Annotated in this window: 24 protein-coding genes; 6 read left to right on the forward strand and 18 right to left on the reverse strand. The window is 59.1% G+C overall.

Features of this window, described 5'->3' with window-relative positions; genetic code table 11:
• Positions 1-32 precede the first annotated feature (32 nt).
• Entirely contained in the window at positions 33-1,379 is a 1,347-nt protein-coding gene (gene purB, locus E0486_RS02025) for an adenylosuccinate lyase (RefSeq protein WP_131850472.1), read from the forward strand.
• 92 nt (positions 1,380-1,471) lie between these two features.
• Here the strand turns inward: purB and E0486_RS02030 are convergent, their stop codons facing one another.
• On the reverse strand, positions 1,472-3,061 hold the full coding sequence (locus tag E0486_RS02030) for a peptide chain release factor 3 (protein ID WP_131850473.1): 1,590 nt from the start codon (positions 3,059-3,061) through the stop codon (positions 1,472-1,474).
• A gap of 189 nt (positions 3,062-3,250) precedes the next feature.
• Here E0486_RS02030 and E0486_RS02035 point away from each other — a divergent pair, with 189 nt between their 5' ends.
• Positions 3,251-3,454 (forward strand): hypothetical protein, encoded by a 204-nt coding sequence (locus tag E0486_RS02035; RefSeq protein WP_131850474.1) that lies wholly within the window; start codon positions 3,251-3,253, stop codon positions 3,452-3,454.
• A 207-nt stretch (positions 3,455-3,661) separates the two neighbouring features.
• On the opposite strand, the gene lolA1 is transcribed toward E0486_RS02035, so the two are convergent.
• From lolA1 to E0486_RS02100, 13 genes are all read right to left on the reverse strand, one after another.
• Positions 3,662-4,333: an outer membrane lipoprotein periplasmic chaperone LolA1 gene (gene lolA1, locus E0486_RS02040; RefSeq protein WP_131850475.1), complete on the reverse strand. Its 672-nt coding sequence runs from the start codon at positions 4,331-4,333 to the stop codon at positions 3,662-3,664.
• A 242-nt stretch (positions 4,334-4,575) separates the two neighbouring features.
• Entirely contained in the window at positions 4,576-7,443 is a 2,868-nt protein-coding gene (locus E0486_RS02045; protein ID WP_243697356.1) for an FtsK/SpoIIIE family DNA translocase, read from the reverse strand.
• 58 nt (positions 7,444-7,501) lie between these two features.
• Positions 7,502-7,888, reverse strand: a complete 387-nt coding sequence (locus E0486_RS02050) for a DUF423 domain-containing protein (protein ID WP_131850476.1) — start codon at positions 7,886-7,888, stop codon at positions 7,502-7,504.
• A gap of 72 nt (positions 7,889-7,960) precedes the next feature.
• Positions 7,961-8,560, reverse strand: coding sequence for a shikimate kinase (locus E0486_RS02055; RefSeq protein WP_131850477.1), 600 nt, complete (start codon positions 8,558-8,560; stop codon positions 7,961-7,963).
• A 131-nt stretch (positions 8,561-8,691) separates the two neighbouring features.
• Positions 8,692-9,870 carry an acyl-CoA dehydrogenase family protein gene (locus E0486_RS02060; protein WP_131850478.1) on the reverse strand — a complete coding sequence of 393 codons (1,179 nt, stop codon included), beginning with the start codon at positions 9,868-9,870 and terminating at the stop codon, positions 8,692-8,694.
• A 128-nt stretch (positions 9,871-9,998) separates the two neighbouring features.
• Complete coding sequence (locus tag E0486_RS02065; RefSeq protein WP_131850479.1) at positions 9,999-10,685, reverse strand: thioredoxin family protein; 687 nt, start codon at positions 10,683-10,685, stop codon at positions 9,999-10,001.
• Between the two features lie 10 nt (positions 10,686-10,695).
• Positions 10,696-11,562, reverse strand: a complete 867-nt coding sequence (gene pyrF, locus E0486_RS02070; RefSeq protein WP_131850480.1) for an orotidine-5'-phosphate decarboxylase — start codon at positions 11,560-11,562, stop codon at positions 10,696-10,698.
• Positions 11,563-11,655: 93 nt separating this feature from the next.
• On the reverse strand, positions 11,656-13,017 hold the full coding sequence (locus E0486_RS02075; protein WP_131850481.1) for an FAD-dependent oxidoreductase: 1,362 nt from the start codon (positions 13,015-13,017) through the stop codon (positions 11,656-11,658).
• A 106-nt stretch (positions 13,018-13,123) separates the two neighbouring features.
• Positions 13,124-13,537, reverse strand: a complete 414-nt coding sequence (locus tag E0486_RS02080) for a GxxExxY protein (RefSeq protein WP_131850482.1) — start codon at positions 13,535-13,537, stop codon at positions 13,124-13,126.
• Between the two features lie 102 nt (positions 13,538-13,639).
• Positions 13,640-14,911 (reverse strand): kynureninase, encoded by a 1,272-nt coding sequence (gene kynU / locus E0486_RS02085; protein WP_131850483.1) that lies wholly within the window; start codon positions 14,909-14,911, stop codon positions 13,640-13,642.
• 62 nt (positions 14,912-14,973) lie between these two features.
• A complete protein-coding gene (locus E0486_RS02090) occupies positions 14,974-15,393 on the reverse strand; it encodes a RidA family protein (RefSeq protein WP_131850484.1) in 420 nt (139 codons plus the stop codon).
• A 64-nt stretch (positions 15,394-15,457) separates the two neighbouring features.
• Complete coding sequence (locus E0486_RS02095) at positions 15,458-16,918, reverse strand: aldehyde dehydrogenase (protein ID WP_131850485.1); 1,461 nt, start codon at positions 16,916-16,918, stop codon at positions 15,458-15,460.
• Positions 16,919-17,012: 94 nt separating this feature from the next.
• On the reverse strand, positions 17,013-17,798 hold the full coding sequence (locus E0486_RS02100) for an SDR family oxidoreductase (RefSeq protein ID WP_131850486.1): 786 nt from the start codon (positions 17,796-17,798) through the stop codon (positions 17,013-17,015).
• A gap of 155 nt (positions 17,799-17,953) precedes the next feature.
• Here E0486_RS02100 and E0486_RS02105 point away from each other — a divergent pair, with 155 nt between their 5' ends.
• From E0486_RS02105 to E0486_RS02115, 3 genes are all read left to right on the forward strand, one after another.
• Positions 17,954-18,484, forward strand: a complete 531-nt coding sequence (locus E0486_RS02105) for a 3-hydroxyanthranilate 3,4-dioxygenase (protein WP_131850487.1) — start codon at positions 17,954-17,956, stop codon at positions 18,482-18,484.
• A 77-nt stretch (positions 18,485-18,561) separates the two neighbouring features.
• Positions 18,562-19,560, forward strand: a complete 999-nt coding sequence (locus E0486_RS02110; protein ID WP_131850488.1) for an amidohydrolase family protein — start codon at positions 18,562-18,564, stop codon at positions 19,558-19,560.
• On the forward strand, positions 19,557-19,934 hold the full coding sequence (locus E0486_RS02115; RefSeq protein ID WP_131850489.1) for a hypothetical protein: 378 nt from the start codon (positions 19,557-19,559) through the stop codon (positions 19,932-19,934). Before E0486_RS02110 ends, E0486_RS02115 begins: the two co-directional genes overlap by 4 nt.
• A gap of 1 nt (position 19,935) precedes the next feature.
• On the opposite strand, the gene E0486_RS02120 is transcribed toward E0486_RS02115, so the two are convergent.
• The 3 genes from E0486_RS02120 to E0486_RS02130 form a co-directional block, all read right to left on the reverse strand.
• Positions 19,936-20,412, reverse strand: a complete 477-nt coding sequence (locus E0486_RS02120; protein WP_131850490.1) for a GNAT family N-acetyltransferase — start codon at positions 20,410-20,412, stop codon at positions 19,936-19,938.
• Positions 20,409-21,047, reverse strand: a complete 639-nt coding sequence (locus tag E0486_RS02125) for an FMN-binding negative transcriptional regulator (RefSeq protein WP_131850491.1) — start codon at positions 21,045-21,047, stop codon at positions 20,409-20,411. The genes E0486_RS02120 and E0486_RS02125 overlap by 4 nt, the downstream gene beginning before the upstream one ends.
• A gap of 61 nt (positions 21,048-21,108) precedes the next feature.
• Positions 21,109-22,203: an Mrp/NBP35 family ATP-binding protein gene (locus tag E0486_RS02130; protein WP_131850492.1), complete on the reverse strand. Its 1,095-nt coding sequence runs from the start codon at positions 22,201-22,203 to the stop codon at positions 21,109-21,111.
• 91 nt (positions 22,204-22,294) lie between these two features.
• On the opposite strand from E0486_RS02130, the gene E0486_RS02135 reads away from it, so the two are divergent.
• Positions 22,295-22,933 (forward strand): carboxypeptidase-like regulatory domain-containing protein, encoded by a 639-nt coding sequence (locus E0486_RS02135; RefSeq protein WP_131850493.1) that lies wholly within the window; start codon positions 22,295-22,297, stop codon positions 22,931-22,933.
• A 433-nt stretch (positions 22,934-23,366) separates the two neighbouring features.
• Here E0486_RS02135 and E0486_RS02140 read toward each other — a convergent pair whose 3' ends face one another.
• Complete coding sequence (locus tag E0486_RS02140; RefSeq protein WP_131850494.1) at positions 23,367-26,213, reverse strand: DEAD/DEAH box helicase; 2,847 nt, start codon at positions 26,211-26,213, stop codon at positions 23,367-23,369.
• Positions 26,214-26,218: the final 5 nt, after the last annotated feature.

Genomic DNA, 26,218 nt, shown 5'->3' on the forward strand with positions numbered 1-26,218 from the left:
CGCTGAGCGCAGCCGAAGCGTACCTTCGCGCAATGGAACTGAGCACCCTTACCGCCCTGTCTCCCATCGACGGCCGCTACCGCCGCCAGGTGCAGGGCCTGGCCGACTATTTTTCCGAATACGCGCTGATGAAATACCGCGTGCGCGTGGAGATCGCCTACCTGCTGTTTCTGGCGCAAAAGCGGTTCTTCCGTCTGCCCGCCGCCACCGCGCGGCACCTGCAGGCCCTCGAAGCGGATTTCGGTCCGGACGAAGCGGCCCGTATCAAGGCCATCGAAGCCACCACCAACCACGATGTGAAGGCGGTGGAGTATTTTCTGAAAGAAGAACTCGAAAAAGCCGGCGGCGCCGCCGCGAAAGAGTGGGTGCACTTCGGACTTACCTCGCAGGACGTCAACAACACCGCCGTTCCCCTCTCCTGGAAGGAGGCGCTCGAGTTTGAATACCTGCCGGCCTTGCTCAACCTGAACCAGGAATTACGCCTGCTGGCCAGCACCTGGAAGGGCATCCCGATGCTGGCCCGCACCCACGGACAGCCCGCTTCGCCCACACGCCTCGGCAAGGAGCTGATGGTGTTCGTAGAGCGTCTCTACAACGCGATCGACCTCCTGTTGCAGGTGCCCTTCACCGGCAAGTTCGGCGGCGCCACAGGCAACTTCAATGCCCACGTGGTGGCCTTCCCGAAGAAGAACTGGCCCGCGCTCGCCGACGAATTCCTCGAAAGCAGCCTCGGCCTGCAGCGCCAGCAGTTCACCACCCAGATCGAGCACTACGACAACCTCGCCGCCCAGTTCGACGCGATGCGCCGCATCAACACGATCCTGCTCGACCTCTGCCGCGACCTGTGGAGCTATATCTCGCACGACTATTTCAAACAGAAAACGAAAAAGGGCGAAGTCGGCTCTTCGGCCATGCCGCACAAGGTGAACCCTATCGACTTTGAAAACGCCGAAGGCAACCTGGGCATCGCCAATGCGCTGTTCGAGCACCTGGCGGCGAAGCTGCCCGTGTCGCGCCTGCAGCGCGACCTCACCGACAGCACGGTGCTGCGCAACCTCGGTGTTCCCTTCGCCCATACCATACTGGCTTTCCGCTCCATCGAAAAGGGCCTGGGCAAACTGGTGCTGAACAACGACAAGATCCGCCGCGACCTCGATGACAACTGGGCCGTGGTGGCAGAAGCCGTACAAACGATCCTGCGCCGCGAAAATTATCCGAATCCCTACGAGGCACTGAAGGAGCTCACCCGCGGCAAAGGCGGCATCAACCGCGAAACGATGCACCGCTTTATCGACGGGCTCAGCGTACCGGCCACACTGAAAAAGGAGCTCAAGAAGATCAGCCCCGAAAACTATACGGGTGTGAACCCGGAGTGGTGATCGGTATCGGGAATCGGCAATGTCTGTAGTGAATAAAAAAGCAGCCCTAAGGACTGCTTTTTTATTAGCGATTAGCGATTGCCGATTCCCGGCTACGCCTTATGCACTTCGCTTGTAAAATGAAACCCGATATCGGGGTTATTGGTTCGCTCAGTATTCAGGAACCATTCGCTTTGCGCCAGGTATACGAGCTGCCCGTCCTTGTCTTCGGCCACGTTGTTGCTTTTGAAGCGCACAAAGTCTTCGAGCTTTTTAGCATCGTTGCTTGTAAGCCAGCAGGCTTTGTAGAAGGGCAGCGAGTTGAACACCACCGAGGCGCCGTATTCGTGCAGCAGGCGGTATTGGATCACTTCAAACTGCAGTTCGCCCACGCAGCCGATGATCTTCTTGTTGCCGCCATACTGGGTGAACAGCTGCGCCACGCCTTCGTCGGTGAGCTGCAGCAGGCCCTTTTCCAGCTGCTTTGTTTTCATCGGGTCCTTGTTCACCACTTCCTTGAAAATCTCGGGCGAGAAGGTCGGAATGCCGGTAAAGTAAAAGTCTTCCCCCTCCGTGAGCGTGTCGCCTATCTTGAAGTTGCCGGTATCGAAGAGGCCGACCACGTCGCCGGGGTAGGCATCGTCCACCACGCTTTTTTCACGGGCAAGGAAGGTATAGGGGTTGGAAAAGCGCACGTCTTTGTTGAGGCGCACGTGGTGAAAATACTTATTGCGCTCGAAGCGGCCCGAGCATACGCGCAGGAAGGCGATGCGGTCGCGGTGCTTGGGGTCGAGGTTGGCGTGGATCTTAAAGATGAAGCCGCTGAACTTGTCCTCACCCACCGCGAGGTGGCGGGTAGACGTTTCGCGGTCCTGCGGCTCGGGAGCGATACGGATGAACGTGTCGAGCATTTCCTTAACGCCGAAATTGTTCACCGCCGAACCGAAGAACACGGGCGCCACGTCGCCGCCGCGGTAGCTTTCGGGGTCGAGCTCGCCGTAAACGCCGTCGATCAGCTCCACGTCTTCGCGGAGGGCCTCCGCGTCGCGTTCACCGAGGTGGCCTTCGAGCACGGGGTCGGCGAGGTTGTCGATGGAGATCGTTTCGTCTTCAGTAGCCTTTGTATTGGCCGTAAACAGGCGCAGGCTCTTGTTGTGGAGGTCGTAAACGCCTTTGAAGTCCTTTCCCTGGTTGATGGGCCAGGTCATGGGGTGCAGCGAGATGGACAACTCGTTCTCGATCTCCTCGAGGAGGTCGAAGCGGTTCTTGCCGTCGCGGTCGAGCTTGTTGATGAACACGATCACGGGCGTCTTCCGCATCCGGCACACCTGCATGAGGCGGCGGGTTTGGTCTTCCACACCATTTACAGAGTCCACCACCAGGATCACGGAGTCGACCGCCGTCAGCGTACGGAACGTATCTTCCGCGAAGTCCTTGTGACCGGGCGTATCGAGCAGGTTGATGAGTGTGTTGCGGTATTCGAAGCTCATCACCGAGGTGGCCACGGAGATACCGCGCTGCCGCTCGATCTCCATAAAGTCGGAAGTCGCAGCCTTTTTGATCTTGTTGCTCTTTACCGCCCCGGCCACCTGGATGGCGCCGCCGAAGAGGAGAAATTTCTCCGTCAGGGTCGTTTTGCCCGCATCCGGGTGCGAAATGATCGCAAAGGTGCGGCGCTTCTGGATCTCGGATTGATACTTCATAACTGGGGCGCGAAGGTACACTTGAGTTCGCATTTTGCCGTTTCGAGTTTAGGGGTTGGGGCGCGAAAAGCCCAGCCTTAACAAAGCCTTGTCCCCAAGGTGCACCCAAAATTCCGCACTAAGGCCGTGCTTTAAGCGGGCGAAAAAAGGCACGTTTTTCGGAAGGTATTGGAGGTAAACCGCTAACGTATGGAACATATCAACCAGGGCCAGAACGGTCCCAGCCACAACGGCCAGCGCCAGCACGATCGCCACGGAGCCCCCACCGGGTTCGAAGGAATGAATTTCGAGGAGCAGCGGGGTTCTTATAAGAACAGCGATGGCGCCGGCGTCAGCTACTCCCGTGAAGAAAGCCTCCGCGAGCGCAAAGGGCGCAGCGGTCCCGAAGAATAAACGTTTTGTGTTCGCAGCCTTCCACTTTCTGTGTGTGTGTTGAATAGGGTTTCAGGAAGGCGCTCTCTAAAAAAATCCCTTTGCCAACAGGCAAAGGGATTTTTTTGGAACCGCAGACCAGGCGCGGCGGCGTCCAATGAAAAAGGGAAGCCGGTGCGGACTTCCCTTCGTTATGCTGAGTTCCTTGTTCGATATTCTATCCGCTCGTCAACGCAGATCGACAACCTCAACACCGGGGAACTTCGTCTTGTTGAAAACAAACTCGGCATCAGTCACACCGGCGTCGGGCTTCAGGCTGCTCACCGTGTAGGAAAAGCGGTTGCCGTCTTTGTTGAGGATCTTGGCGCTGTAAAATACTTTGTTCGACTTGTCTACCCACAGGTACACCTTGTGGTAGGGACGCGTTTTATTGGTGGGGGTCAGCTCGATCTCCTGGAGGGTCTTACCGCCTTCTTTCTTTTCACCATTGAGCTTGTAAAGAAAGTCCTTGTCGTAGAAGTTGGTGAATAGCTTTTGCGGGGTGATCTCGCCCGTTACGGCGTCCACGTCCTTCACCGTTACTTCGTTGGCGCTGCGGTCGTAGCTCCAGCTCGTCTTGCCGTCCGAGAACAGCTCCATACCGGGAATGGTCACGTGGTATTTCGTGCCCTTCATGATCACGGTGCCTTTCTTGGTAGAGAGGGCCTTGCCCTGGGCGTTTTCGATCTTGTAGGTAAAAGCGGCGCTGGGGGCGCGGAACGTGCGGAACTTGGTGCTCACGGCGTCGAGGATCTTCTTCGCCGCGGGGTCGTTGCTCACCGGGTTGCTGGACGAAACTTTCTGGGCATTGACGGCGCTGATCGTCGCCAGGCCCAGCATCAGGGTAACCATTTTTTTCATACGGGTATCGTGTACATGCTTAAGGAATGCGGGGCAAATATAGCCCCATTAACGCCCCCGCAAGGGCAAGGAACATACCGATCATGGGTGAAAAAGCAGGGATTAACAGCGCTGTAACGGAGGTATTAACGCTAATTAACAGAGGGGCGGGGAAATGAGGTGTACGTACATGCGTACATGATTTGAGAAGCGAGCGACCATTTCTTTCCTCGTGTACTCATGTACTCCTGTAATCCAGCTTCCTACCCCAGCAGCGAAAGGTGTTCCATCAGGTCCGTTTCCGTCTTGAACAGCACTTCCCGCGCCTTCGACCCCACGTTCGGGCCCACGATACCGGCTCGCTCGAGCTGGTCCATAAGGCGGCCGGCGCGGTTGTAGCCCAGCTTCATGCGACGCTGCAGCAACGAGGTGGAGCCAAGCTGGTTTTGCACAATGATCTTGGCCGCGTCTTCAAACAGCGGGTCTTTGTCGCCGGAGTCGAAGTCGCCGCCCTTTTCGAGCTCCTTCTCATCCACGTATTCGGGCAGCAGGAAGGCCTGCGGGTAGCCGCGCTGGTCGGCGATGAAGTCGTTGATGCGTTCCACCTCGGGTGTATCTACAAAAGCGCACTGCAGGCGCACGAGCTCCCCGTTGTAGGAAATGAGCATGTCGCCCTTGCCGATGAGCTGCTCGGCGCCGCCCGTGTCGAGGATAGTGCGCGAGTCGATCTTGGAAGACACCTTAAAGGCGATACGTGCGGGGAAGTTGGCCTTGATGGTACCCGTGATGATGTTTACCGAAGGTCGCTGCGTGGCGATGATGAGGTGAATACCGATCGCGCGGGCCAGCTGTGCCAGGCGGGCGATGGGCATTTCCACCTCCTTGCCGGCGGTCATGATAAGATCAGCAAATTCGTCGATCACCAGCACGATAAAGGGCAGGTACTGGTGCCCCTTTTGCGGGTTGAGGCGGCGCTTGGTAAATTTCTCATTGTATTCCTTGATGTTCCGCGCGCCGGCTTCCTTGAGCAGGTCGTAACGGTTGTCCATCTCGATACAAAGTGCATTGAGCGTGGCGATCACCTTCTTGGTATCGGTAATGATGGCTTCCTCTTCGCCCGGCAGCTTGGCCAGGAAGTGGTGCTCGATGTGGCGGTAAATGGAAAGTTCCACCTTCTTCGGGTCCACCAGCACGAACTTCAGTTGCGACGGGTGCTTTTTGTACAGCAGCGACACGAGGATGGCATTGAGACCAACCGATTTACCCTGGCCGGTAGCACCCGCCATCAGCAGGTGGGGCATCGTGGCGAGGTCGGCCACAAAGAGTTTGTTGTCGATCTTTTTACCGATAGCGATGGGCAGCTGCAGCGATGAGTTGCGAAACTCCTCGGAGCCCAGCATGGTGCGCATGCTCACCACCGATTTCTTCACGTTGGGCACTTCGATACCGATGGTGCCGCGGCCGGGGATGGGCGCAATGATGCGGATGCCGAGGGCCGCCAGCGACAGGGCAATATCGTCTTCGAGGTTCTTGATGCGCGAGATGCGGACACCCGGCGACGGCACGATCTCGTACAGCGTTACGGTGGGCCCGATAGTGGCGGAGATCTTCTGGATACTGATGTCGTAGTTGCTCAGCGTGTTGATGATCTGGTTCTTGTTCGCTTCCAGTTCGGCGGGATCGTGGTCCACGCGCTCGGAGCCGTGCACCTCCAGCAGGTCGATGCCGGGGTATTTGTAGTCGCGGAGGTCGAGGATCGGGTCGTAGGGCGGCAGGTCGCCGTAGCCTTTGCCGACCTGCACCACGTCGTGGTCCACTTCGGGCTCTGCCTCGGCTTCCTTGATCTCGAGCTGAAAATTGTCGGAAGGCATGATGACCGCCTTTTCTTCGGGTGCGGGCGGCTCGGGCTCCGGGTCGGGCGCAGGAGCGGCCTTGGGGGGCAGCACCACTACCGAAGGGCGGGCCGGCTCGATGTCGAGGTCGTGGGTATGCAGGATGTCGGCCACGATCTCTTTTTCCTGCGGCAGCTCCTCCTCCATCGGTGTTTCAACTTCCTCTTCTTCCGGAACTTCTTCCTCGTCACCGGGCTCGTCGGCCTTTTCGATGATCTCGAAAGCAACGCCGGCGTATTGATCATTGACGGTGGGCACAAACTGCATTTCGCTCTCGCCCTTGAGCAGGTTGGGACGCTCTGCGAGCGGCTCTTCGGCGGGCCCGGTGGCCTTTTCCACGAAGGGGCCGGCGATGGTCAGGCGCGCGCCGGTAGGTTCTTCGGTCACGTCCTCATCGGTATCCGGCGTTTCTTCCAGGAAGGGGCTGTCCGCTACCTCCGGTACAGCTGCTGCGGCCAGAGCCGGCTTCGGCTTGCGTTCGGGCAGCTTGAAGGTGGGGTTGAACTGCCAGATCAGGTAGGAAGCGCCGACCACCAGCAGCAGCGAAGCGGTGCCGGCGGTGCCGATAAAGCGGCCCAGCCAGTCGGAAACCATATTACCCACTCGGCCGCCCCAGGGAAAGTCGACGCCGCCCTCGTAATGCGCCGGAAGCACAAAGGCCATTGCCACAGAAGCGATGAGCAGGCCGAAGGTGATGTATTTGAGGTTGCGCCAGATGGAAAACACCTTGCGCTCGAACAGCAGGTTGATGCCGACCACGAAAAAGAAGGTGCAGAACAGCAGCGATGCAACGCCGAAGCCGCGGTAGATGAAAAAGTGAGCCGTCCAGGCACCGAGGCGGCCGAGGAGGTTGGATACCTTCAGCTCGTCGTCGACGAGGAAGGAAGCGCTGTTTTGCAGCACTTTGTCCTGGTCTTCTTTCCACGTGAAGAAATAGGAAACAAAGGCAATGAAGAGGAATACCGAAAGCAGCAGCGACAGCGTGCCGATGATCTTCCAGGTGCGTTCGTCGCGGGCCAGCTTTTTAAAGTCGATGGACTCTTCGCGGTCCTTCTTGAATTTGCCGGATTCTTTGGCCGTTTCTTTTACGCCTTCTTTGGCCGCTTTGCTGCGGGGTTTGCGGGCGGGTTTGGCAGGGGCCGGCGCGGCCTCCTGCTCCAGTATGTCGGTGATTTCTGCAGGCACTTCTGGTTCAACCGCTGCAGGCGGGGGTGGTGGGGTTTTCAGCCGGTTCGCCATAAAGCAAAGATAATCGCCCGGTCGGGATGGGTGGCGGTTTTCGGCTAATATATTAAAATTATCGGCGCAGCATTCCGATCAGCAGCGCGATCCAGCCGGCGATGAAAAAGAGGCCACCGATGGGCGTGATGACCCCGATGCCGCGGAGGCCCACATTGTCCATCGCCTTCAGCGACGCCAGCAGGTACAGCGAGCCCGAAAACAGCACGATGCCCACCAGGAAACACCAGCCCGCCGTGCTGAGAGTCGAGCCGCCGAATTTCTCCCACAGGATCCCCGTGAGCAGCAGCGCGAAGGCATGGTACATCTGGTACTGCACACCGGTCTGGTAGGTGGCCACCACGTCGGGGCCCACGTACTTTTTCAGCCCGTGCGCGCCGAAGGCCCCCAGGATCACGCCCAGGCAGGCGAGGATGGCACCGAGCGAAAGAAAGGTTTTCTGCATGGTGGCAAAGGTAACAACCGGCCGTCATTTCTTCCCTTCGTTACGCTCGCCAGGACGGTAACAAAGGGGTGTTCACGCGTGCGCGATCTTATCGAGCAGATGCGCCAGCTTCAGGCTGTCCGTTTCCACGGTTATGTCGGCCTGCTGGTAAAAGATGCGGCGGTCGCCGAATTTGCGGAAGATGTAGGCGCGCAGCTGCTCCTCGCCGAGGTCACGCACGAGGGGTCGGCGGTCGCGCTCCGTCAGCAGGCGCGCGTGGAGGCACTCCACGGAGCAGTTGATCCAAAGCGTGCGGCCCTTTTCTTTCATGTAGTCGATGTTCTTGTAGAAACAGGGGGTGCCGCCGCCGGTGGCCATCACGAATTCGGAATGGCTTTCCGTAAGCAGGTGCAGCGTTTCCTTTTCCAGCTGGCGGAAGTACTCCTCTCCTTCTTCGGCAAAAATTTCGTTGATGGATTTGCCGGCATGCTCCTCGATGCGCTCATCGAGGTCGATGAAGGGCACGCCGAGCGCCGGCCCGAGCTGCCGGCCCCAGTAGCTCTTGCCGCAGCCCATGAACCCGACCAGGAAAAGGCGGCCAGCCCCCCGGGCTTCGCCCCCGGCCTTCGCCGCGCTCGCCTGCCCGAAGGGGGCACTTAGATTTAAACTGTCTTTTCCCGTTTCCACTTTCATAAGTACGTAGTTCTCAAAAATAAGGATGGCCCGCTGCGCGGGCCATCCTTATTAATTGCTTTAGGAAGTATTTAAAAAACAACTGCCGGCATCCTGAGTGCCCCCGTCGGGGCGCAGGGGCCGGACCCGCCTTATTTGAACGCGTTCAGCCCCGTCACGTCCATGCCCGTAATGAGCAGGTGCACGTCGTGGGTGCCTTCGTAGGTGATCACGCTTTCGAGGTTCATCATGTGGCGCATGATGGAATATTCGCCGGTGATGCCCATGCCGCCGAGCATCTGGCGGGCGTCGCGGGCGATGTTGGTGGCGATCTCGCAGGAGTTGCGCTTGGCCATCGACACCTGCTGCGGCGTAGCGCGGCCTTCGTTCATGAGGGTGCCGAGGCGCCACACGAGCAGTTGCGCCTTGGTGATCTCGGTGATCATTTCAGCCAGCTTTTTCTGCTGCAGCTGGAAGCCGCCGATGGGACGGTCAAACTGGATGCGCTCTTTCGAGTAGCGAAGGGCCGTATCGTAGCAGTCCATCGCCGCGCCCAGCGCGCCCCAGGCAATGCCGTAGCGGGCCTTCGTGAGGCAGCCCAGGGGGCCTTTCAGGCCTTTGACGTTGGGGAAGATATTTTCCTTCGGAACTTTTACGTTGTCGAACACGAGCTCGCCCGTAGCCGAAGCGCGGAGGCTCCATTTACCGTGTGTGGTGGGCGTGCTGAAGCCTTCCATGCCGCGCTCCACAACAAGGCCGCGGATGTCGCCCGCCTCGTCTTTCGCCCACACCACCGCCACCTGGGCAAAGGGTGCGTTGGAGATCCACATCTTGGCGCCGTTAAGAATCACGTGGTCGCCGGCGTCTTTGATGTTGGTGATCATGCCGGCGGGATTGGAACCGTGGTCGGGCTCCGTGAGGCCGAAACAACCGAGCCACTCGCCCGAGCCGAGCTTCGGAAGGTATTTGCGCTTCTGCTCTTCCGAGCCGTAGGCATAGATCGGGTACATCACCAGTGAGCCCTGCACGGAGGCAGTGGAACGGACGCCGCTGTCGCCGCGCTCGAGCTCCTGCATCATCAGGCCGTAAGAAATGTAGTCGAGGCCACCACCGCCGTATTCGGCCGGCACGGTCGGGCCAAAGCAGCCCAGCTCGCCCATCTGCTTCACGATCTGCTCCGGGAACTCTGCGCGTTGCGCATAGTCTTCGATGATCGGGGAGATCTCTTTTTTCACGTAGTTGCGCACTGTTTCGCGGATCAGCTTATGCTCGTCGGTGAGCAGCTCGTCCACCAGGAAATAGTCGGGGGAAGTGAATTGATCGGTAGCCATGCGGGCAAATGTAGGGGAATCGGGGAACATGATGGCCCGCATGCCGTCGGCAAAAGCCTTTGGCGCGGAGTCCAACGTAGGCGAAGAAAAAGAATGCAGATTTCTGTGATTGGGATGATTTGCGCAGATCAGCTTTTATTCTTCCGGAAACGTTCTGCGATGGCCTGGAGCTCGCGCTCCGTAAGGTTTGTCGTCTTTTTGAGGACCTCTACAAAATACGCCACTTCTTCGGGCTCGGCGGGGCAGCCGATGTTCTGCCCGGGTTCCCGTTGCGAGTCGGAAAGCCGGTTCCCTTTCGGATCGAAAACAATGAAATAGGGAATGCCAAGATCGGAGCCCCCGTATTTTCCGAGGAGTTCCTTTGCGCCGGGGTTTTCGTCAAGCCGGCGCTCGGGAGTTTCGTCAACCGTAAGCCAGACGGTCACGAAGCTCTTGTCGAACAGTGGCTTCAGCGCAGGCTCGTCCAGGGCTTTTTCCATTTTTTTACACCAGCCGCACCAGGAAGCATGAAACAACACCAGGACGTTCTTGTGTTCTTTCAAGGCCTGCTTCCGCGCCTCTCCAACCAGCAGATCCGCCGACGCAATGACGCGCGTCGTATCGGCCCGCGTGCCCGGTGATTGTGCAATAGAACCCATGGTCACAAGACTCATCAGGAAAACGGCTACGGCGCGCATAAAATCATTTCTGAAAAGGTACACGAGCAACGAACGCCAATACAGCTTTTCGCAAAAATTAACAGCGCTACAGCAACCTGCACGGTTTATGAGAAAAAACGCCGCATACCGCAACTTTTCAGAGCCTGTTTCGCCCATGGCGAGCACCTTAGATACGTCGGATCCCGTCGAGGTAACCTTTCATCTCAAACGCATACTGCTGGGCAATGGCCGCTGCTTCCTGCGCGAAGTCCTCCCCTTCCGAAGCATAGATGATGGCGCGGCTGGCATTTACGAGGAGCCCGCAATCGGCGGTGAGCGCGGCTTCAGAGATATCCTTCAGGCTGCCGCCCTGTGCGCCTACGCCGGGTACGAGGTAAAAATGGTCGGGTGTCGAGGCGCGGATTTGGGCAAAAGCGGCGGCCTGCGTAGCGCCTACCACGAACATCAGGTTGCCGCTGCTCCCCCACTCAACTCCTTTTTGCAGCACGAACTCGAAGAGCTTTCCTTCGGCGCGGGGCTGTGTGTGGACGCCGTCTACCAGCACATCCTGGCGGCGGCTGCAGTCAAGCAGCTCGAAGTCGCGCGCGCCGGGGTTGGAGGTCAGCCCGAGCATAATGGCCCATTTGTCTTCATATTCGAGGAAGGGACGCACCGAATCGGCGCCCATGTAGGGGGCCACGGTGATGGCGTCGAAAGGCAGCGCCTCGAAAAAGGCCTTCGCATATTGCGTGGAGGTGTTGCCGATGTCGCCGCGCTTGGCATCGGCGATGGTGAAATGCGTTGCTGGAATGTAGCGCACGGTGCGGTCCATGACCTCCCAGCCTTTCAGGCCCTGCGCCTCGTAAAAGGCGGTATTGATCTTGTAGGCCACGCAATAGTCTTTCGTCGCATCGATGATGGCCTTATTGAATTCGAAAACCGCGTCGGGCTGCCCCTTCAGGTGGTCGGGGATCTTGTCGGGATCGGTATCAAGCCCCACGCAGAGATAGGTGCCTTTGGCAAAGATCTGGTCGATGAGTTGTTGCCGCGTCATGAAGAAGTTTATTGGTTAATTGGTCTATTGGTTAATTGGTAACACGTACCTACCCACTTTTTGAACTCTTGAACTCATCACCCGGTTACCCCATCATCCCATTATCCCCTGCTCAAGCCCCTTTAATATCCGATCCTTCACGGCATCCGTTTTCCAGTTTTCTTCGATGCCCGGCTGCTGCATGACCTGTTGCATGATGGCTTCCTGGCGCTGGCTGTTGCGCAGGGCTTCGCTGTAGCGGATCTGCGGGCTGAAGGTCACCTGTGAATAGGCCGGGATCCATTTGTCGGGATGCTGCTCATGCACCCAGGCTTCGACCTTTTTCTGCAGCAGGAATTTCGGGTCGGCGGTGCGGGCGCGCATTTCCGTGAAGTTGTTCACGGCGAGGTCGGCGATGGCATCGGCGTCGGGCTTGCGCAGCTCCTGGAAGTCGTGCAGGATGCGGCCCCAGTCTTCGCCGTGCCGCTCCAGCAGCTCGTGGAGCACGCTGCAGTCCTCGAAGCCGGCGTTCATGCCCTGCCCGAAAAACGGCACGATAGCGTGCGCCGCGTCGCCGATGAGCGCGAAGTGATCCCCGCGGATCCAGGGGGCGCACTTTACCGTCACCAGGGAGGCCGTGGGGTTGCGGAAGAACTGTTCCTCCAGGTCGGGAATCAGCGGGACCACGTCGGGGAAGTGCTCCGCAAAAAAGGCCGTAACGGATTCTTTGGTAGTCAGCTTTTCAAAGGACGTTTCGCCTTCAAAGGGAAAGAACAGCGTGCCGGTGAAGGTGCCGTCCAGGTTGGGCAGCGCGATGAGCATGTATTCCTTGCGCGGCCAGATGTGGAGGGCATTCTTTTCGAGCAGGAAGGTGCCGTTTGCTCCGGCCGGGATCGACAGCTCCTTATAGCCGCAGTCGATATAGTATTGCTGGTATTCGAACTTCGGGTGCTTGAGCATGTGGGCGAGGCGGGTGGCCGAATAGGCCCCGTCTGCGCCGAAGAGCAGGTCGAAGGGGCGTGTGACGGTGTCGCTGCCGTGGCGCAGCTGCAGCTGGCAGGCGTTCCAGTCCACATCCTGGCAGGCGTGGTCGAAAAAGATCTGCACGCCCTCGCGCTCGGCAAGGTCCATGAGCTTGGCGTTCAGCTCGCGCCGCGATACCGAGTTGATGTATTGTCCTTCCTTGCCATAAGGCTGGAACGCGTGCGACCCGTCGGGCTGGTGAATGTGCCGCCCGTGCATGGGGATGGCGATCTGCAGCACTTCGTCGGCGATGCCTACCTCGCGGAGCGCCTTGATGCCGCGGTCGCTGAGGGCGAGGTTGATCGAGCGGCCGGCTTCCACGGCTTCCTTGCGCATGTCGCCGCGGCGTTCGTAGATCGAAACGTCGTACCCGCGTCGTTTCAGGTAGATGGACAACAAGGAACCGACAAGGCCGGCGCCGGTAATCAGGATATTTCTGGAGCTGCTGGACATAGAGAAAGAACGCAGATTTTGTACGATGAATACGATGATAAATGATTGGTCGTGGTTGCCTTGGGTTTCAAGTACCGTTCACTTCCAAAAGTCGCTTTAGATATGATTAGTTGATACGATCGGGCAACTTTTTGCGAAAATTCTCAAAAACGCGCCGCTTTGTATCCGGCTTTTCGCAAAAGCCGAGCAGCAATCCAACTTCGATTTCAGTCGCGCGCAAGTAGTGGACCAGTTGTGCTTCATCGCCAGCACATAAATTTACCGCAGCCTTCAGCTCAACGATTACGATTCCCTCCACCAAGACATCGGCCCGAAAATTTCCTACAACTTCGCCTTCATAATAAACTGTAATCGGCACTTGCTGTTCGCAGCGAAGGCCCATTTTGCGCAGTTCAATTACCAGTGCATTCTCATACACCTTCTCCAAAAAACCGTATCCTAATCGGTTATATACCGTATAGAATGCTTTTAGAATTTTTGAAGTGAGCTCGCGATGTTTAAAATTTTCATACACAGGCATCGATCAGCGATTTCACTAAAAGTACATCTGCGCTGATCATATAAATCCTAGAAAATCCGCGTGCTTTCCCGTTAAAATCCCCTGGTGATCCTGTTGTTTTCCTCACAGAATTTCCCGGATGATCTCCCCGAAGCGCCACACGTCCTCGAAGCTGTTGTACAGCGGCACCGGCGCTACGCGGATCACGTTGGGCTCGCGCCAGTCGGCGACGACGCCGCGGTCGGTGAGCGCACGGAATACGTCGCGTCCTTTCTGCAGCATCAGCATCGACACCTGGCAGCCGCGGGCATCTTCCTCCCGCGGGGTGATGACCTCGATCACACGCACTTCCTGTGCCGCGTTGATCGCGTCGAGCACATGAAACAGGTAGCCCGTTAGTTGCCGGCTCTTCGCGCAAAGCGACTCAAACCCGGCCTCGGCAAAGAGGTCGAGGGCAGCGTGGTGGGCCGCCATCGACAGCACCGGCGCGTTGCTCAGCTGCCAGCCTTCGGCGCTGGGGATGGCCTTGAACAGCGGCTTCATCTGGAACCGCGTTTCTTTCTCGTAGCCCCACCAGCCCGCCATACGTGGCAGCTCCGTATTCCGGCAGTGCCGCTCATGAATGAAGGCGCCGGCTACCGAACCCGGGCCGCTGTTGAGATACTTATAGCTGCACCAGCAAGCAAAGTCGACGTCCCATTCGTGCAGCTTCAACGCCACGTTGCCGGCGGCATGCGCCAGGTCGAAGCCGGCGTAGGCGCCTACGTTGTGGGCCACATCGGTGATCACTTTCATCGGCAGCACCTGTCCGCTGTAATAGTTGACGCCGCCGAAGAGCACGAGGGCCAGCTGCGCTCCGTGCTGGTTGATGGCTTCGAGGATGTCGTCTTCGCGCAGGTAGTGCTCGCCGGGGCGGGGGTGCACCTCCACGATGGCGTCGGCCGGATCGAAGCCGTGCAGGCGGGCCTGCGATTCGAGCGCGTATTGGTCGGAAGGAAACGCCTTCGCTTCGCAAAGAATTTTATAGCGACCCTTCGTGGGCCGGTAAAACGTAGCCATCAGCAGGTGCAGGTTCACCGTCAGCTGGTTCATGGCCACTACCTCTTCGGGCTTTGCCCCAAGCAATGGGGCCAGCAGCGCGGGAAACTGTTCGTGGTAGTGCAGCCAGGGATTGCGGGCCTGGAAGTGGCCTTCAACGCCCAGGCTGGCCCAGTCGTCGAGCTCCTGCCCGATGTAGTCGCGCGTGGCCTTCGGCTGCAGGCCCAGCGAGTTGCCGGTAAAGTACACCGTGTCCTGCCCGTTGTGTCGGGGAATAAAAAAGCGCTCGCGGAAAGCGCGCAGCGGGTCCTGCGCGTCGAGCTGCCGGGCGAATTCTAACGTGTTCTCGTATTGCATGGCGGGGCTAAAGGTAGTGATTGATGTGACGGACCGAAGTGGCTTTCGCGAAGCTGGAAGGGTCATCCCTCCACTGTTGCGATCACTTTGAGCTCGATGGCGATCGGCGTCGGCAGGCTCCGTACTTCTACGGTCGTGCGGCAGGCTTCGATGCCGGCGAAATATTCGCCGTAAATGCGGTTGTAGAGGGGGAAGTCCTTTTTCATGTTGGTAAGAAAAACGGTCACGTCCACGATCTTGTCCCAGCTGCTGCCGCTGGCCTCGAGCACCGCCTTTACGTTGGCAAAGACAGAGCGGCATTCGGCCTCAATGTCGTACGACACGATAGTGCCGTCGGCGTCCTGCACCAGCCCGGGGATGGAATTATCCTGCGCACTCCGCGGACCAATGCCCGAAAGAAAAAGGAGGTTGCCCACCTTCCGCGCATGCGGGTAAGCACCCAAAGGTTTGGCAGCAGTGTCGGTTTTGATGATATCAGACATGAGAAAGTTTGTAGTTTGTTGTTTGTAGTTTGTAGTTGTTTCCGCAAATTTCATTACTCATTCCCTAAAGCTGCACGCAGACGTTCTTCGCTTCGGTGAAAAAGCGGAGCGCTTCCCAGCCGCCTTCGCGGCCGACGCCTGAATTCTTGATCCCGCCGAAGGGTGTGCGCAGGTCGCGCAGCAGCCAGCAGTTGACCCAGATGATGCCGGCCTCGACCTTCATCGCCACGCGGTTGGCCCGCGAAATGTTGCTCGTCCAGATGGTGGCGGAAAGCCCGTAGTGGCAGGCATTGGCGAGCTCCAGGGCTTCTTCCTCCGTTTTAAAGGATTGCAGCGTCACCACGGGCCCGAAGATCTCCTCCAGGTTGGTGGCGCACTGCGGGCCGAGCCCCTCGATCACGGTGGGCTCAATGAAGTAACCGCCGGCACAGCGGCCTTCGGGCGTAACAGCGTTGCCGCCGATAAGGATGGTTCCACCCTCCTGCTTCGCGATCTCGATGCAGGCCAGCACCTTGTCGTAATGCACCTTGCTCACCACGGCGCCCTGTTTGGAGCCTACGTCCATCGGGTCGCCGACTTTCAGCTTCCGCACCTCTTCGAGAAAAGCCGTCTTGAATTTTTCGTAGATCGATTCTTCCACCAGTATGCGCGAGCCGCAGAGACAGATTTGTCCCTGGTTGCTGAACGAAGACTGCACCGTGGTTTTCAGCATCTTGTCGAAATCGCAATCGGCGAAGATGATGTTCGGGTTTTTCCCACCCAGCTCGAGGGACAGCTTCTTGAACATCGGCGCGGCCACGGAGGCGATGTGGGCACCGGCACGCGTGGAGCCGGTAAACGAGATGGCCTTGATGGCAGGGTGCCGCACGATGGCTTCACCCGTAGTCGGGCCGGTCCCGTGCACGATGTTGAGCACGCCGGCAGGCAGCCCTGCATCCTTGCAGATGCGCGACAGTAGAAATGCGGTAAGCGGTGTCACCTCCGAAGGCTTGGCGATGACGCAGTTGCCCGCGGCCAGCGCCGGCGCGATCTTCCAGGTAAACAGGTAGAGCGGGAGGTTCCAGGGCGAGATGCAGCCCACGATACCTACCGGCTGCCGCAGCGTGTAGTTGACCGCTGTGTTTTCCATCGTATGGCTTTCCGCTGAAAAATGCAGGATGCCGGTGGCGAAAAAGCGGAAGTTGGCAGAGGCCCGCGGAATGTCTACGCGCTTCGACAGCCAGAGCGGCTTGCCATTGTCACGTGTTTCGGCTTCGGCCAGCGCATCGCGGTGTTCGTCGATGAGTTGCGCGATCCGGTTGAGGATGAGAAAGCGCTCCTCGGCAGGCGTGGTGCTCCATGCCGGGAACGCCTTGCGCGCCTCGGTTACGGCCAGCTCCACATCGCGGTCGCCGCTGTCAGGGATCTGGCAATATACTTCGCCGGTAGTCGGGTTCACATTATCGATAAACTTTCCGCTCAGCGGCCCGATCAGGTAACCACCGATATAATTCTCAAGATGACTGGGTATCGAAAAGTCAAGCATCGTACAATAAGTTTGAAAGTCGGAAGTGGGCCTTCGGCAGGCTCAGGCTGACAACTGTTATGCTGAGCGTAGCCGAAGCATCGGCTTAATTATTTTAGATGGATCCTGTTCTTCCGCCATCCACCGGGATGCTGGTCCCGTTGACGTAGGCGGCTGCGGGTGTGCACAGGAAAGCGGCCATTGCGGCCACTTCCGCCGCTTCGCCGAAACGGCGTGCCGGGATCTCGGCGATCATTTCGGCTTCCACTTCTTCCCGGTCCAGGCCTTTCTTCTGCGCCGTGTTGCCCACGATCGCCTCGAGGCGCTGCGTGCGCGTGGCGCCGGGCAGCACATTGTTGACCGTGATCCCGAATGCTCCGAGCTCGTTGGCCATCGTCTTGGCCCAGGATGCCACGGCGCCGCGGATCGTATTCGATACGCCAAGGTTTTTCAGCGGGATCTTCACCGACGTCGAGATGATGTTGATAATGCGGCCGTAGCCTTCTTCCTTCATCCGCCCGATGACGGCTTTCGTCAGCCGGTGGTTGGTGAGGAGGTGCTGCTGGAAGGCCTGGATAAATTGCTCCTCCGTGGCGTCCACCACGGGGCCGGCGGCAGGGCCGCCCGAGTTGTTGACCAGGATGTGCACCGGGCGCCCGGCTACGATGGAGGCAATGAGCGCGTCGGTGGCAGCCGCATCGTTGAAGTCAATGGCATAGGTGCGGTGCACCTGCTGCAGCGTGCTGTCGAGGCGGCGTACGGCCTCCGTAAGGCGCGCCTCGTTTCGGGCCAGCAGGATGCATTCCGCACCCATCAGCGCGAGCTCTTCGGCGATGGCCAGTCCGATGCCCTGGCTGCTGCCGCACACCAGCGCCGTGCGGCCTTCAAGAGATAAATTCATAGGTCAAACTTAGTTGAAGTCGAAAGTAAAAAGTCAAAATTCCCAAAACGCGCTTGCCGCCGTGGCTGTCGGAGCAACAGGAAACCGATAGGGCAAAGGTTTTGACTTTTGAATTTTGACTTTTGAAGTAGCTTAGCCACCATAAACGATTTGCCATGGCTGTAACAGCGCCCTTCAACCTGAAGCATTGGATCGACGAGCACCGCGACCTGCTCAAGCCGCCCGTCGGTAACCAGTGCGTATATAAGAACGCCGAGAACTTCATCGTGATGGTGGTGGGCGGGCCCAATGCGCGCAAGGATTACCACTACAACAAAAGCGAAGAACTCTACTACCAGGTGGAAGGCAACATCGTGCTGAAGATCATCGACGACGGCGCGCCCAAAGACATTCCCATCAACGAAGGCGACTTGTTCTTGCTGCCGCCCAACACACCGCACTCCCCGCAACGCGGACCGAATACGGTGGGTCTTGTCATCGAAAAGATCCGCGACGAAGCGGCTAATGAAGAGGACGCCTTTATGTGGTTCTGCGAAAAATGCGGCATCAAGCTGTATGAGGAATATGCCTTCATCACCGACATCGTCAGGCAGCTCCCCCCGATCATGGAACGCTTTTACTCCAACCCCGACCTCCGCACCTGCAAGAAATGCGGCCACGTGATGGAACCACCCGTAAAGAAATAATCGCCGATCTCTGATGTCTGATCTCTGATACTATTGAGATTTGCGCCACATCAGACATCCGACATCAGACATCCTACATGAAGATTGACATTCACACCCATATTATGCCCGACCGGATGCCCAACTGGGTGCAAAAGTTCGGGTACGGCGAATTCATTCACCTCGAGCACCGCAACTGCACCGCCTGCATGATGAAGGGCGACAAGTTATTCCGCGAGGTGGAACCTAATTGCTTCGACGCCGAATCGCGCCGCCACGACATGGACGACACCGGTGTCAGCACACAAGTGCTGTCGACCATCCCGGTGCTGTTCAATTACTGGGCGAAGCCGCAGGACGGGCTCGAAACCTCCCGCTTTTTCAACGACCATATTGCCGATACGGTGGCCAAAGACCCGCAGCGCTTTATCGGCCTCGGCACGGTGCCGCTGCAGGACGTGGCGCTGGCCATCGGCGAGATGAAACGTTGCGTGCGCGAGCTCGGCATGCCCGGCATCGAGATCGGCACCAACATCAACGGCGTCAACCTGGGCGATCCTGCGCTCCTCCCCTTTTTCGAAGCCGCCGACCGCCTCGGTTGCGCGCTGTTCGTGCATCCCTGGGAGATGATGGGTGAAAAAGACATCCAGAAATACTGGCTGCCCTGGCTGGTGGGCATGCCCGCCGAAACCACGCGCGCCATCTGCTCGCTGATCTTTGGGGGCGTGCTCGAAAAACTCCCGAATCTGCGCATTGCCTTTGCGCACGGCGGCGGTTCCTTTCCCTACACCATCGGCCGCATCGAGCACGGCTACGCCGTTCGTCCCGACCTCGTGCAGATCGACAACACGGTCAACCCGCGCGACTACCTGGGTCGCTTTTGGGTGGACAGTCTCGTGCACGACGAAGCCGCCTTTAACCTGCTGCGCGGCGCCGTGGGCGACGACCGCATCTGCGTGGGCAGCGACTATCCCTTCCCGCTCGGTGAGCACGTGCCGGGCGAGCTCGTGGAGCGCCTGGTGAGCGATGAGGCCGCACGCAACAAAATGTTATTCAAAAACGCCCGCCACTGGCTGGGCCTAACTACCGCATCATGAAACTATTGGCAACAGTGCTCTGCGCGCTTTTCCTCTTCGGTGCGGGCGATCCGCCCGCGGAGCTGCTCGGCAAAAAGTGGTTCTTCAGCTTCGTGCGCAACGAAGGGCGCGTTTTGGAACTGCCGCTGAAGGTTGCTGCAGAAAAACGCCCCTGGGTGCTGTTCGGCAAAGACAGGAGCTACCAGCAAACGATGGACGGCGTTACGGAAAAGGGCAGCTGGAGCTATGACGAAGGATCGAAAAAGCTCACGACGCGCGCCAAGGCGAAGTCCGGTGGTGACGATGTGGGCGTGCTCACCCTGCTCCGCGTGACCGCCGACACCCTCGAGCTCGTCGACCCCGATGGCGCCACCCTCGGCCTCGTCAGTAAGTAGGTCAGGAAAGGAACTTCCGCATTTTGAAATTCGTGAGCGGCACGCCGTCGATGGCGACCTGCTGCTCCTGCACGATTTCAAATCCTTTCTTTTCGAAAAAGGGACGTGCCGTGATGCTTACTTCGGCTGTTAGCAGCAACGCGTCGTGGCGCACCGCGTAAGATTCCAGCATATCCACCAGCGCATTGGCGATACCCTTGCCCTGGTGGTCTTTATGCACGAACAGCATATCGAGAAAGCCGCCGGCGGTAATGGAACCGAAACCCGTTGGCTGCCCGTCTTCTTCCGCCACCAGGAAGTATTGGGATTCGATCCGCTGCAGCAGGCTTTCGGTACGCTGCGAGCGGCCGGCCCACACCGCTACCTGCTCCGCGCTGTAGTCGCGGCTGTTGACACTGGTGATCGTGTCGCGGTACAAGGCGCCGAGCGCCGTCGCGTCGGCCGCCGTTGCCCTGCGGATACAATGAACGACACTCATAGGTCAGGAAATAGGTTTTGCTCCCGCCCCCGCATCTTCTGCGCCACTTCCTGCGCGTCAGCTCCCCGTTGTTCGAGCTTACCGATAATGTTGCGGTAGCTTTCCTGGTCGCGGTTCTGGCTCAGTTTGAATACGTGCTGAAGGTCTTCAACCAGCACCTCGAAGCCCACGATCGCCTTCAGCATGCGACCCGTGTAGTCGGCCGGAAGGTTGTCGTACACCGTTGGGGAAGTCGCGTTGCCCTCCTCAAAGTGCAGCGAGGTACGGCGCATCACGTCGACCAGCCCTGCGTCGTTCAGAAAGGTCATCCGGCCACGCGCCTGCACCGACTGGTAGTTCCATGTAGAACCCATGGAAGGATTGCTGTACCAGGACGCGCTCACATAACTGTGCGCGCCGCTGAACACGAACAGCACCTGCGGATTTTCTTCAAAGGCAAGATGATGGTCGGTCTTGCGCATCATATGCCCGCTGAAGAACAGTTGCCCATCGCGCTCTTCGATCAGTACGGGGATTTGTGTCGCCACAGGAAGGCCGCCTGTGGTGGCGCCGATGACCATGGCAAAGGGATGTTCCCGCATGAATTGCAGCACCAGCGCTGGGTTTTGTTCTTTGAATTCGGGGAGATCGTACATGGAACGTTTCAGGTTTTAGATCTTACGTTTCCCGGAGATTTTTCACAACAGCTAGTACTGGTTAATCCACCACTTCCGCGATCTGCTCGGGATTGAAATGCGCGTTGCGCATCGAGATGCTGCGCGCCACGAGCCCGGCGAATTCCTCGAATGCGGCTTTCGTGATGGCATCGTCGCTCATCATGATGGGCACACCGATGTCACCGCCCTCGCGGATGCTTTGCACCAGCGGGATCTGGCCGAGGAAAGGCAGCTCGTATTCGTCGGCAAGGCGCTTGCCGCCTTCTTTTCCGAAGATGAAATATTTATGGTCGGGCAGTTCGGCCGGCGTGAAGTAGCTCATGTTTTCCACGAGGCCGATGATGGGTACGTTCATCTGCGCCTGGCTGAACATGGCGATACCTTTCTTGGCGTCGGCTAGGGCCACGTCCTGCGGCGTGGTCACCACCACCACGCCGGTCACGGGGGCCGTTTGCATCATCGTCAGGTGGATGTCGCCGGTGCCGGGGGGCATATCGATCACGAGGTAGTCGAGTTCGCCCCAGTGCACGTCGGTCACGAACTGACGGATGGCGCTTGATGCCATCGGGCCGCGCCATACGACCGCGTTCTTTTCATCTACCAGCAATCCGATGGAGAGCAACTTGATGCCGTAGCGCTCCAGCGGAACAATAAAGGCTTTCTCGCCGATCTGGGTCATCATCGGGCGCTCGCCGCGCACGCCGAACATGATGGGCACGCTCGGGCCGTAGATGTCGGCGTCGAGCAGGCCTACGGAAGCACCGCCGCTCGCCAGCGCGAGGGCCAGGTTGGCCGACACGGTGCTTTTGCCCACGCCGCCCTTGCCGCTTACCACGGCGATGATGTTCTTGACGCCCGGCAGCACGTTGCTTTTGTCCGCCCGCACCGTGGTGGTGCTCGACGTAAAGTTGACCGTAACGTTGGCTTCCTTGTTCACCAGCAGCTTAATGGCATTCACCGAGGCCTTCTGCATCATGTCTTTCATGGGGCAGGCCGGCGTGGTGAGCACGATCGTGAACGACACGTCGTTGCCGCTGATCTCCAGGTCGCGGATCATGTTGAGGGTTACGAGGTCTTTGCCCAGGTCGGGCTCCTGCACGTTGCTGAGGGCTTTCAACACTTCTTCACGGGTCATCGTCGGCGTTTTTGTTAAATGATGCGCAAAGTTAGGACAAAGCGGCGGGCCTGAACCGCCGGGTACGCCCGGGCGTTTTATTTTTGAAGGGATGAAGAAATGGCTACCCGTACTGCTTATCCTCTTTTTCGGCCAGAAAGCCTCCGCCCAGTTCGAGTCGGTGAAAGACTCCGTGGTGCAGCTGTACGGCGTGGTGATGACGGCCGATAGCCTCGTGGGCATTCCGGCCGTAAGCGTAATGGTGAAGGGCCAGAACCGCGGTACCATCACCAACAACCAGGGCGTTTTTTCGATCGTGGTGCTGAAGGGCGACGAGGTGGAGTTCACCCACGTTACCTATAAACCCAAACTGGTGACCGTTCCCCGGGATATTAAAGGCAATCAATACAGCGTCGTACAGCTGATGGTGGAAGACACCGTATACCTCCCCGCAACCATCATCCGCCAGCGTCCTACGGCCGAACAGTTCGGGCGCGACTTCGTCAAGCTGAAAGTTCCCGACGACGATATTGAAGTAGCCCGCCGCAACAACGATGTGGCCAAGCGCCGGGTGCTGATGCAGACCCTGCCCGCCGACGGCCGCGAGGCTACCAGCCTCCAGTTCCGCAACATTGCCAACCGCGCTGTTTATTCGGGACAACTGCCGCCGCAAAACCTCTTTAACCCGGCCGCCTGGGCCGAATTCATCAAAGCCTGGAAGCGCGGCGATTTCAAGCGCAAGACGGACTAGGGCTATTTTTCCTACTTAAAAGATCTCATCTTCCGGGTTCCACTCCGGCCGCTGGTCTGGTTCCCGGGTCTGGCGGCCCCGCTCCGGGTACGCCTGGCTTTGGGAGCCCTGCGATGGACCCTGCTGCCCCAATCCCGGGCGGCCACTTTCCGGTAGACGAGCCTCTCCATGGCTCACTGTCCGGATGCGCGCGTGGTTGCTTTCCTCGTTTCGCTGTTCCATTCCGTGTTTTTCTGATTTGCAGAAAACATAGTGCCACAACCCTTCAGCCGGGCTGTGGGAACCGGGAGCTTGAGTCAGCCCTCGGTTGTCCTTAGAACCTGTTTTGGTCCGGGGATAGGCCCGGCAAGCCGCGTTAAGCGCCGTGCAGCTTCAAGGCCCCGTGCGGCCGTCATCCCGCTTTTTGGGAAGTGCCAATACCCGATACAGCCGCTTACCCCAGCAGGAACTGCACATCGGCCAGCGTCAGGCTTTTCACAAACCCTTCCTCCGCCTGGATGAGCTCGCTCGACAACTTCGCCTTGCGCTGCTGCAGCTGCCAGATCTTCTCCTCGATCGTGTCTTTGCAGATCATGCGGTAGGCGAACACGGGCCGCGTTTGCCCGATGCGGTGCGAACGGTCGATGGCCTGCTGCTCCACGGCGGCATTCCACCAGTTGTCGAACAGGAACACGTAGTCGGCCGCCATCAGGTTGAGCCCGGCGTTCCCGGCTTTGAGGCTCAGGAGGAATACCCGTTCTTCGGATTCCGCTTCGTTGAAACGGTTGCAAAGCGCCTGCCGTTGCTCTGTCGGCGTGCTGCCGTCGAGGCGCAGGAAGGGCAACCGCGCGTCTTTCAACGCATTGCCCAGCAGGTCCAGCGCGCCGGTATATTGGGAAAAAACGAGCACCTTGTGCGTGGCCACCAGGCCTTCGAGCTCCTCCAGCAGCACCCGTATTTTTACGGATTCACTGGTGAACACGTCTTCGTCTGCCACCAGTTCCGGCGAGCAGCATACCTGCTTCAGTTTCGTGATGCCGGCCAGTACGCTGAGACGGCCCTGCTCGATGCCTTTCGCTTCGATATCGAGCAGCACGTTGCTCCGGACCTTGTCGCGGATACTTTCGTAAGCCATGCGCTGTTCGGTTCCGAGCGTGCACCACAGCACCTGCTCCGTTTTTTCGGGCAGGTCGGTGGCTACCTGCTCCTTCGTGCGGCGCAGCAGGAACGGGGCCGTCAGGCGACGCAGGGCGGCAATTTTCTCGGCGTCGCCGTTGCGGTCGATGGCGTCGGCATATTGCTGACGGAAGAATTCACGGCTGCCAAACATGCCGGGCAGCAGGAAGTTCAGCTGCGCATACAGGTCGAAGGTGTTGTTGAGCACGGGCGTGCCGCTGAGGGCCATGCGGAATCGTCCCTGCAGGCTGCCCACGGCACGGGTAATCTGTGCCGACGGGTTTTTAATCTGGTGACTTTCGTCGAGCACAATGGTATCGAACATGGGTTCCGCCAGCGCATCGGCCGAGGCGCGCACCTGGTGGTAGGTAGCGATCAGAACGGCAGCGCCTTGCACTTCCTCGCGTTGAAAAAAGGCCACCGCGACGTCCGGTGCAAATCGGATCCACTCCTGCTTCCAGTTGTAAACGAGCGAGGCCGGGCATACGATCAGGTGCCGTTCGCCGGGCGCCGCCTCGAGGCGGCTGCACAGGAAGGCGATCGTTTGCAGGGTTTTGCCCAGGCCCATGTCGTCGGCCAGGCAGGCGCCCGCGCCGGCTTCCTGCAGCAGGTGGAGCCACTCGTAGCCTTTCTGCTGGTAGGGACGCAGCTGCGCGCGCAGGCCTTTCGGCAGGGGTAGCACGGCCTCGTCGGAGCGCTGCCACTGCTGCCAGCGGCGCCACCAGCCGGCATGGATCACGGGGCGGAGCACATCGCCCTCGCAGCTGCTGCCCTCACCCGTCAGCGCCAGCCAGCGGGGCACCGTCAGCACCTCTTTTTCAATTTTGGCGTGGCGCAGCAGGGTGGCCCAGCTGTCGAACCATTCGGCCGGCAATACACCCATCGCGCCGTCGCGGAGCAGCACGATTCGCTGGCCCGAAAAGATGGAACGCTGCAGCGCAATGAGCGGCACCGTTTCTTCGCCAAAACGTAGCTGGAAACGCAGGCGCATCTGCGGCTCGTCGGGCGCCGACAGCAGTTCGGTGATGGTTTCGGGCTTGTGCGGCGAGCAGCGGAAGTGCTGGAGCATGCTCAGGCCGAGCACCTGTACGTTCGACTCCAGGAGGCTGTAAAACGTATTGAGAAACCAGCGCTTGTGCTGGGCTTCGTCGAACGAAAGATAGAAGTACCCATTGAGCTGGTTGTCGAAGCGCGGATGCAGGGCGCGCAGCTGTGCCACGAACGCTTCTTCGGTGGCGCGGTGGCGGCGGATCAGCCATTCCTTCCCACCGCCCTTGCGGCGCTGCTCGGTGGCCCAGTTGCCGTCCACCTCGAGGCCTTCGTAGTTCCAGGCTGGCGTAAATACGAGGTAGCGCCCGTTCATCTCGCTCAGGTAGACGCGGCAATCGGGTACACATTCAATCACTTCCTCTCCAAACAGGTGGTTGCGTGCCACGGGGTAGTCTTTCTCGAGCACGTCGAGCACCTGGGCGGCAAATGCGGCCGGGTCGGCGGCCCACTGCGCCGGGTCGGCGCGCTCGAGCCAGCGGAGCGTGGCAAAGTCGCGCTGCGTCAGCACGGCGTACTCGTTGTTGCGTTCCAGCAGGAAGTGCGTGCGCGTCCAGTCCGCGATCGGCCCGCGCTCTGCACCGACCTGTATTTCTACGGAAAGCGACAGTACGCTCCCGTTGCGGTCCACGGAAAAGAAAAGCCTGGGGATATCGGGCAGGAAGCGGCAGGCCTGCAGGCGCAGGCGTCCACCTTCGCCGCGTACGGCGTGGAGAATGCGGAGCGCGGCGCCCACGGTGCGCAAGGCGGCGAAACATTCCTGCTGGTAGCGCAGTACACCCTCGCGTGTAAAGTCGGCCAGCAGCTGGCTGCTGCGCCCCGCACGGTGTTTTTTGGCCAGCTCGTCGCGGCGCGCTTTGAAAGCCTCTTCGGAAAACGCCACCAGTGCCTTCTGCGCTGCCTGCTGCACACTGCCGAAGTGCTGCTGGATGATCCGTGTAGTGATTTTTTCGGGTGGAAGAAAGGCCATTTTCTGCGCCGGGTCGGGCTTCATGCATTCGAAGATCGGCCCCGGCTGGCCCGGCCGACGGGCTTCCAGGCGCAGTACGTAGGCAGCGGCTGTTTTGGTGTTTTCCATGGACG

The organism is Flaviaesturariibacter aridisoli, assembly GCF_004343705.1.
Lineage (GTDB): Bacteria > Bacteroidota > Bacteroidia > Chitinophagales > Chitinophagaceae > Flavisolibacter > Flavisolibacter aridisoli.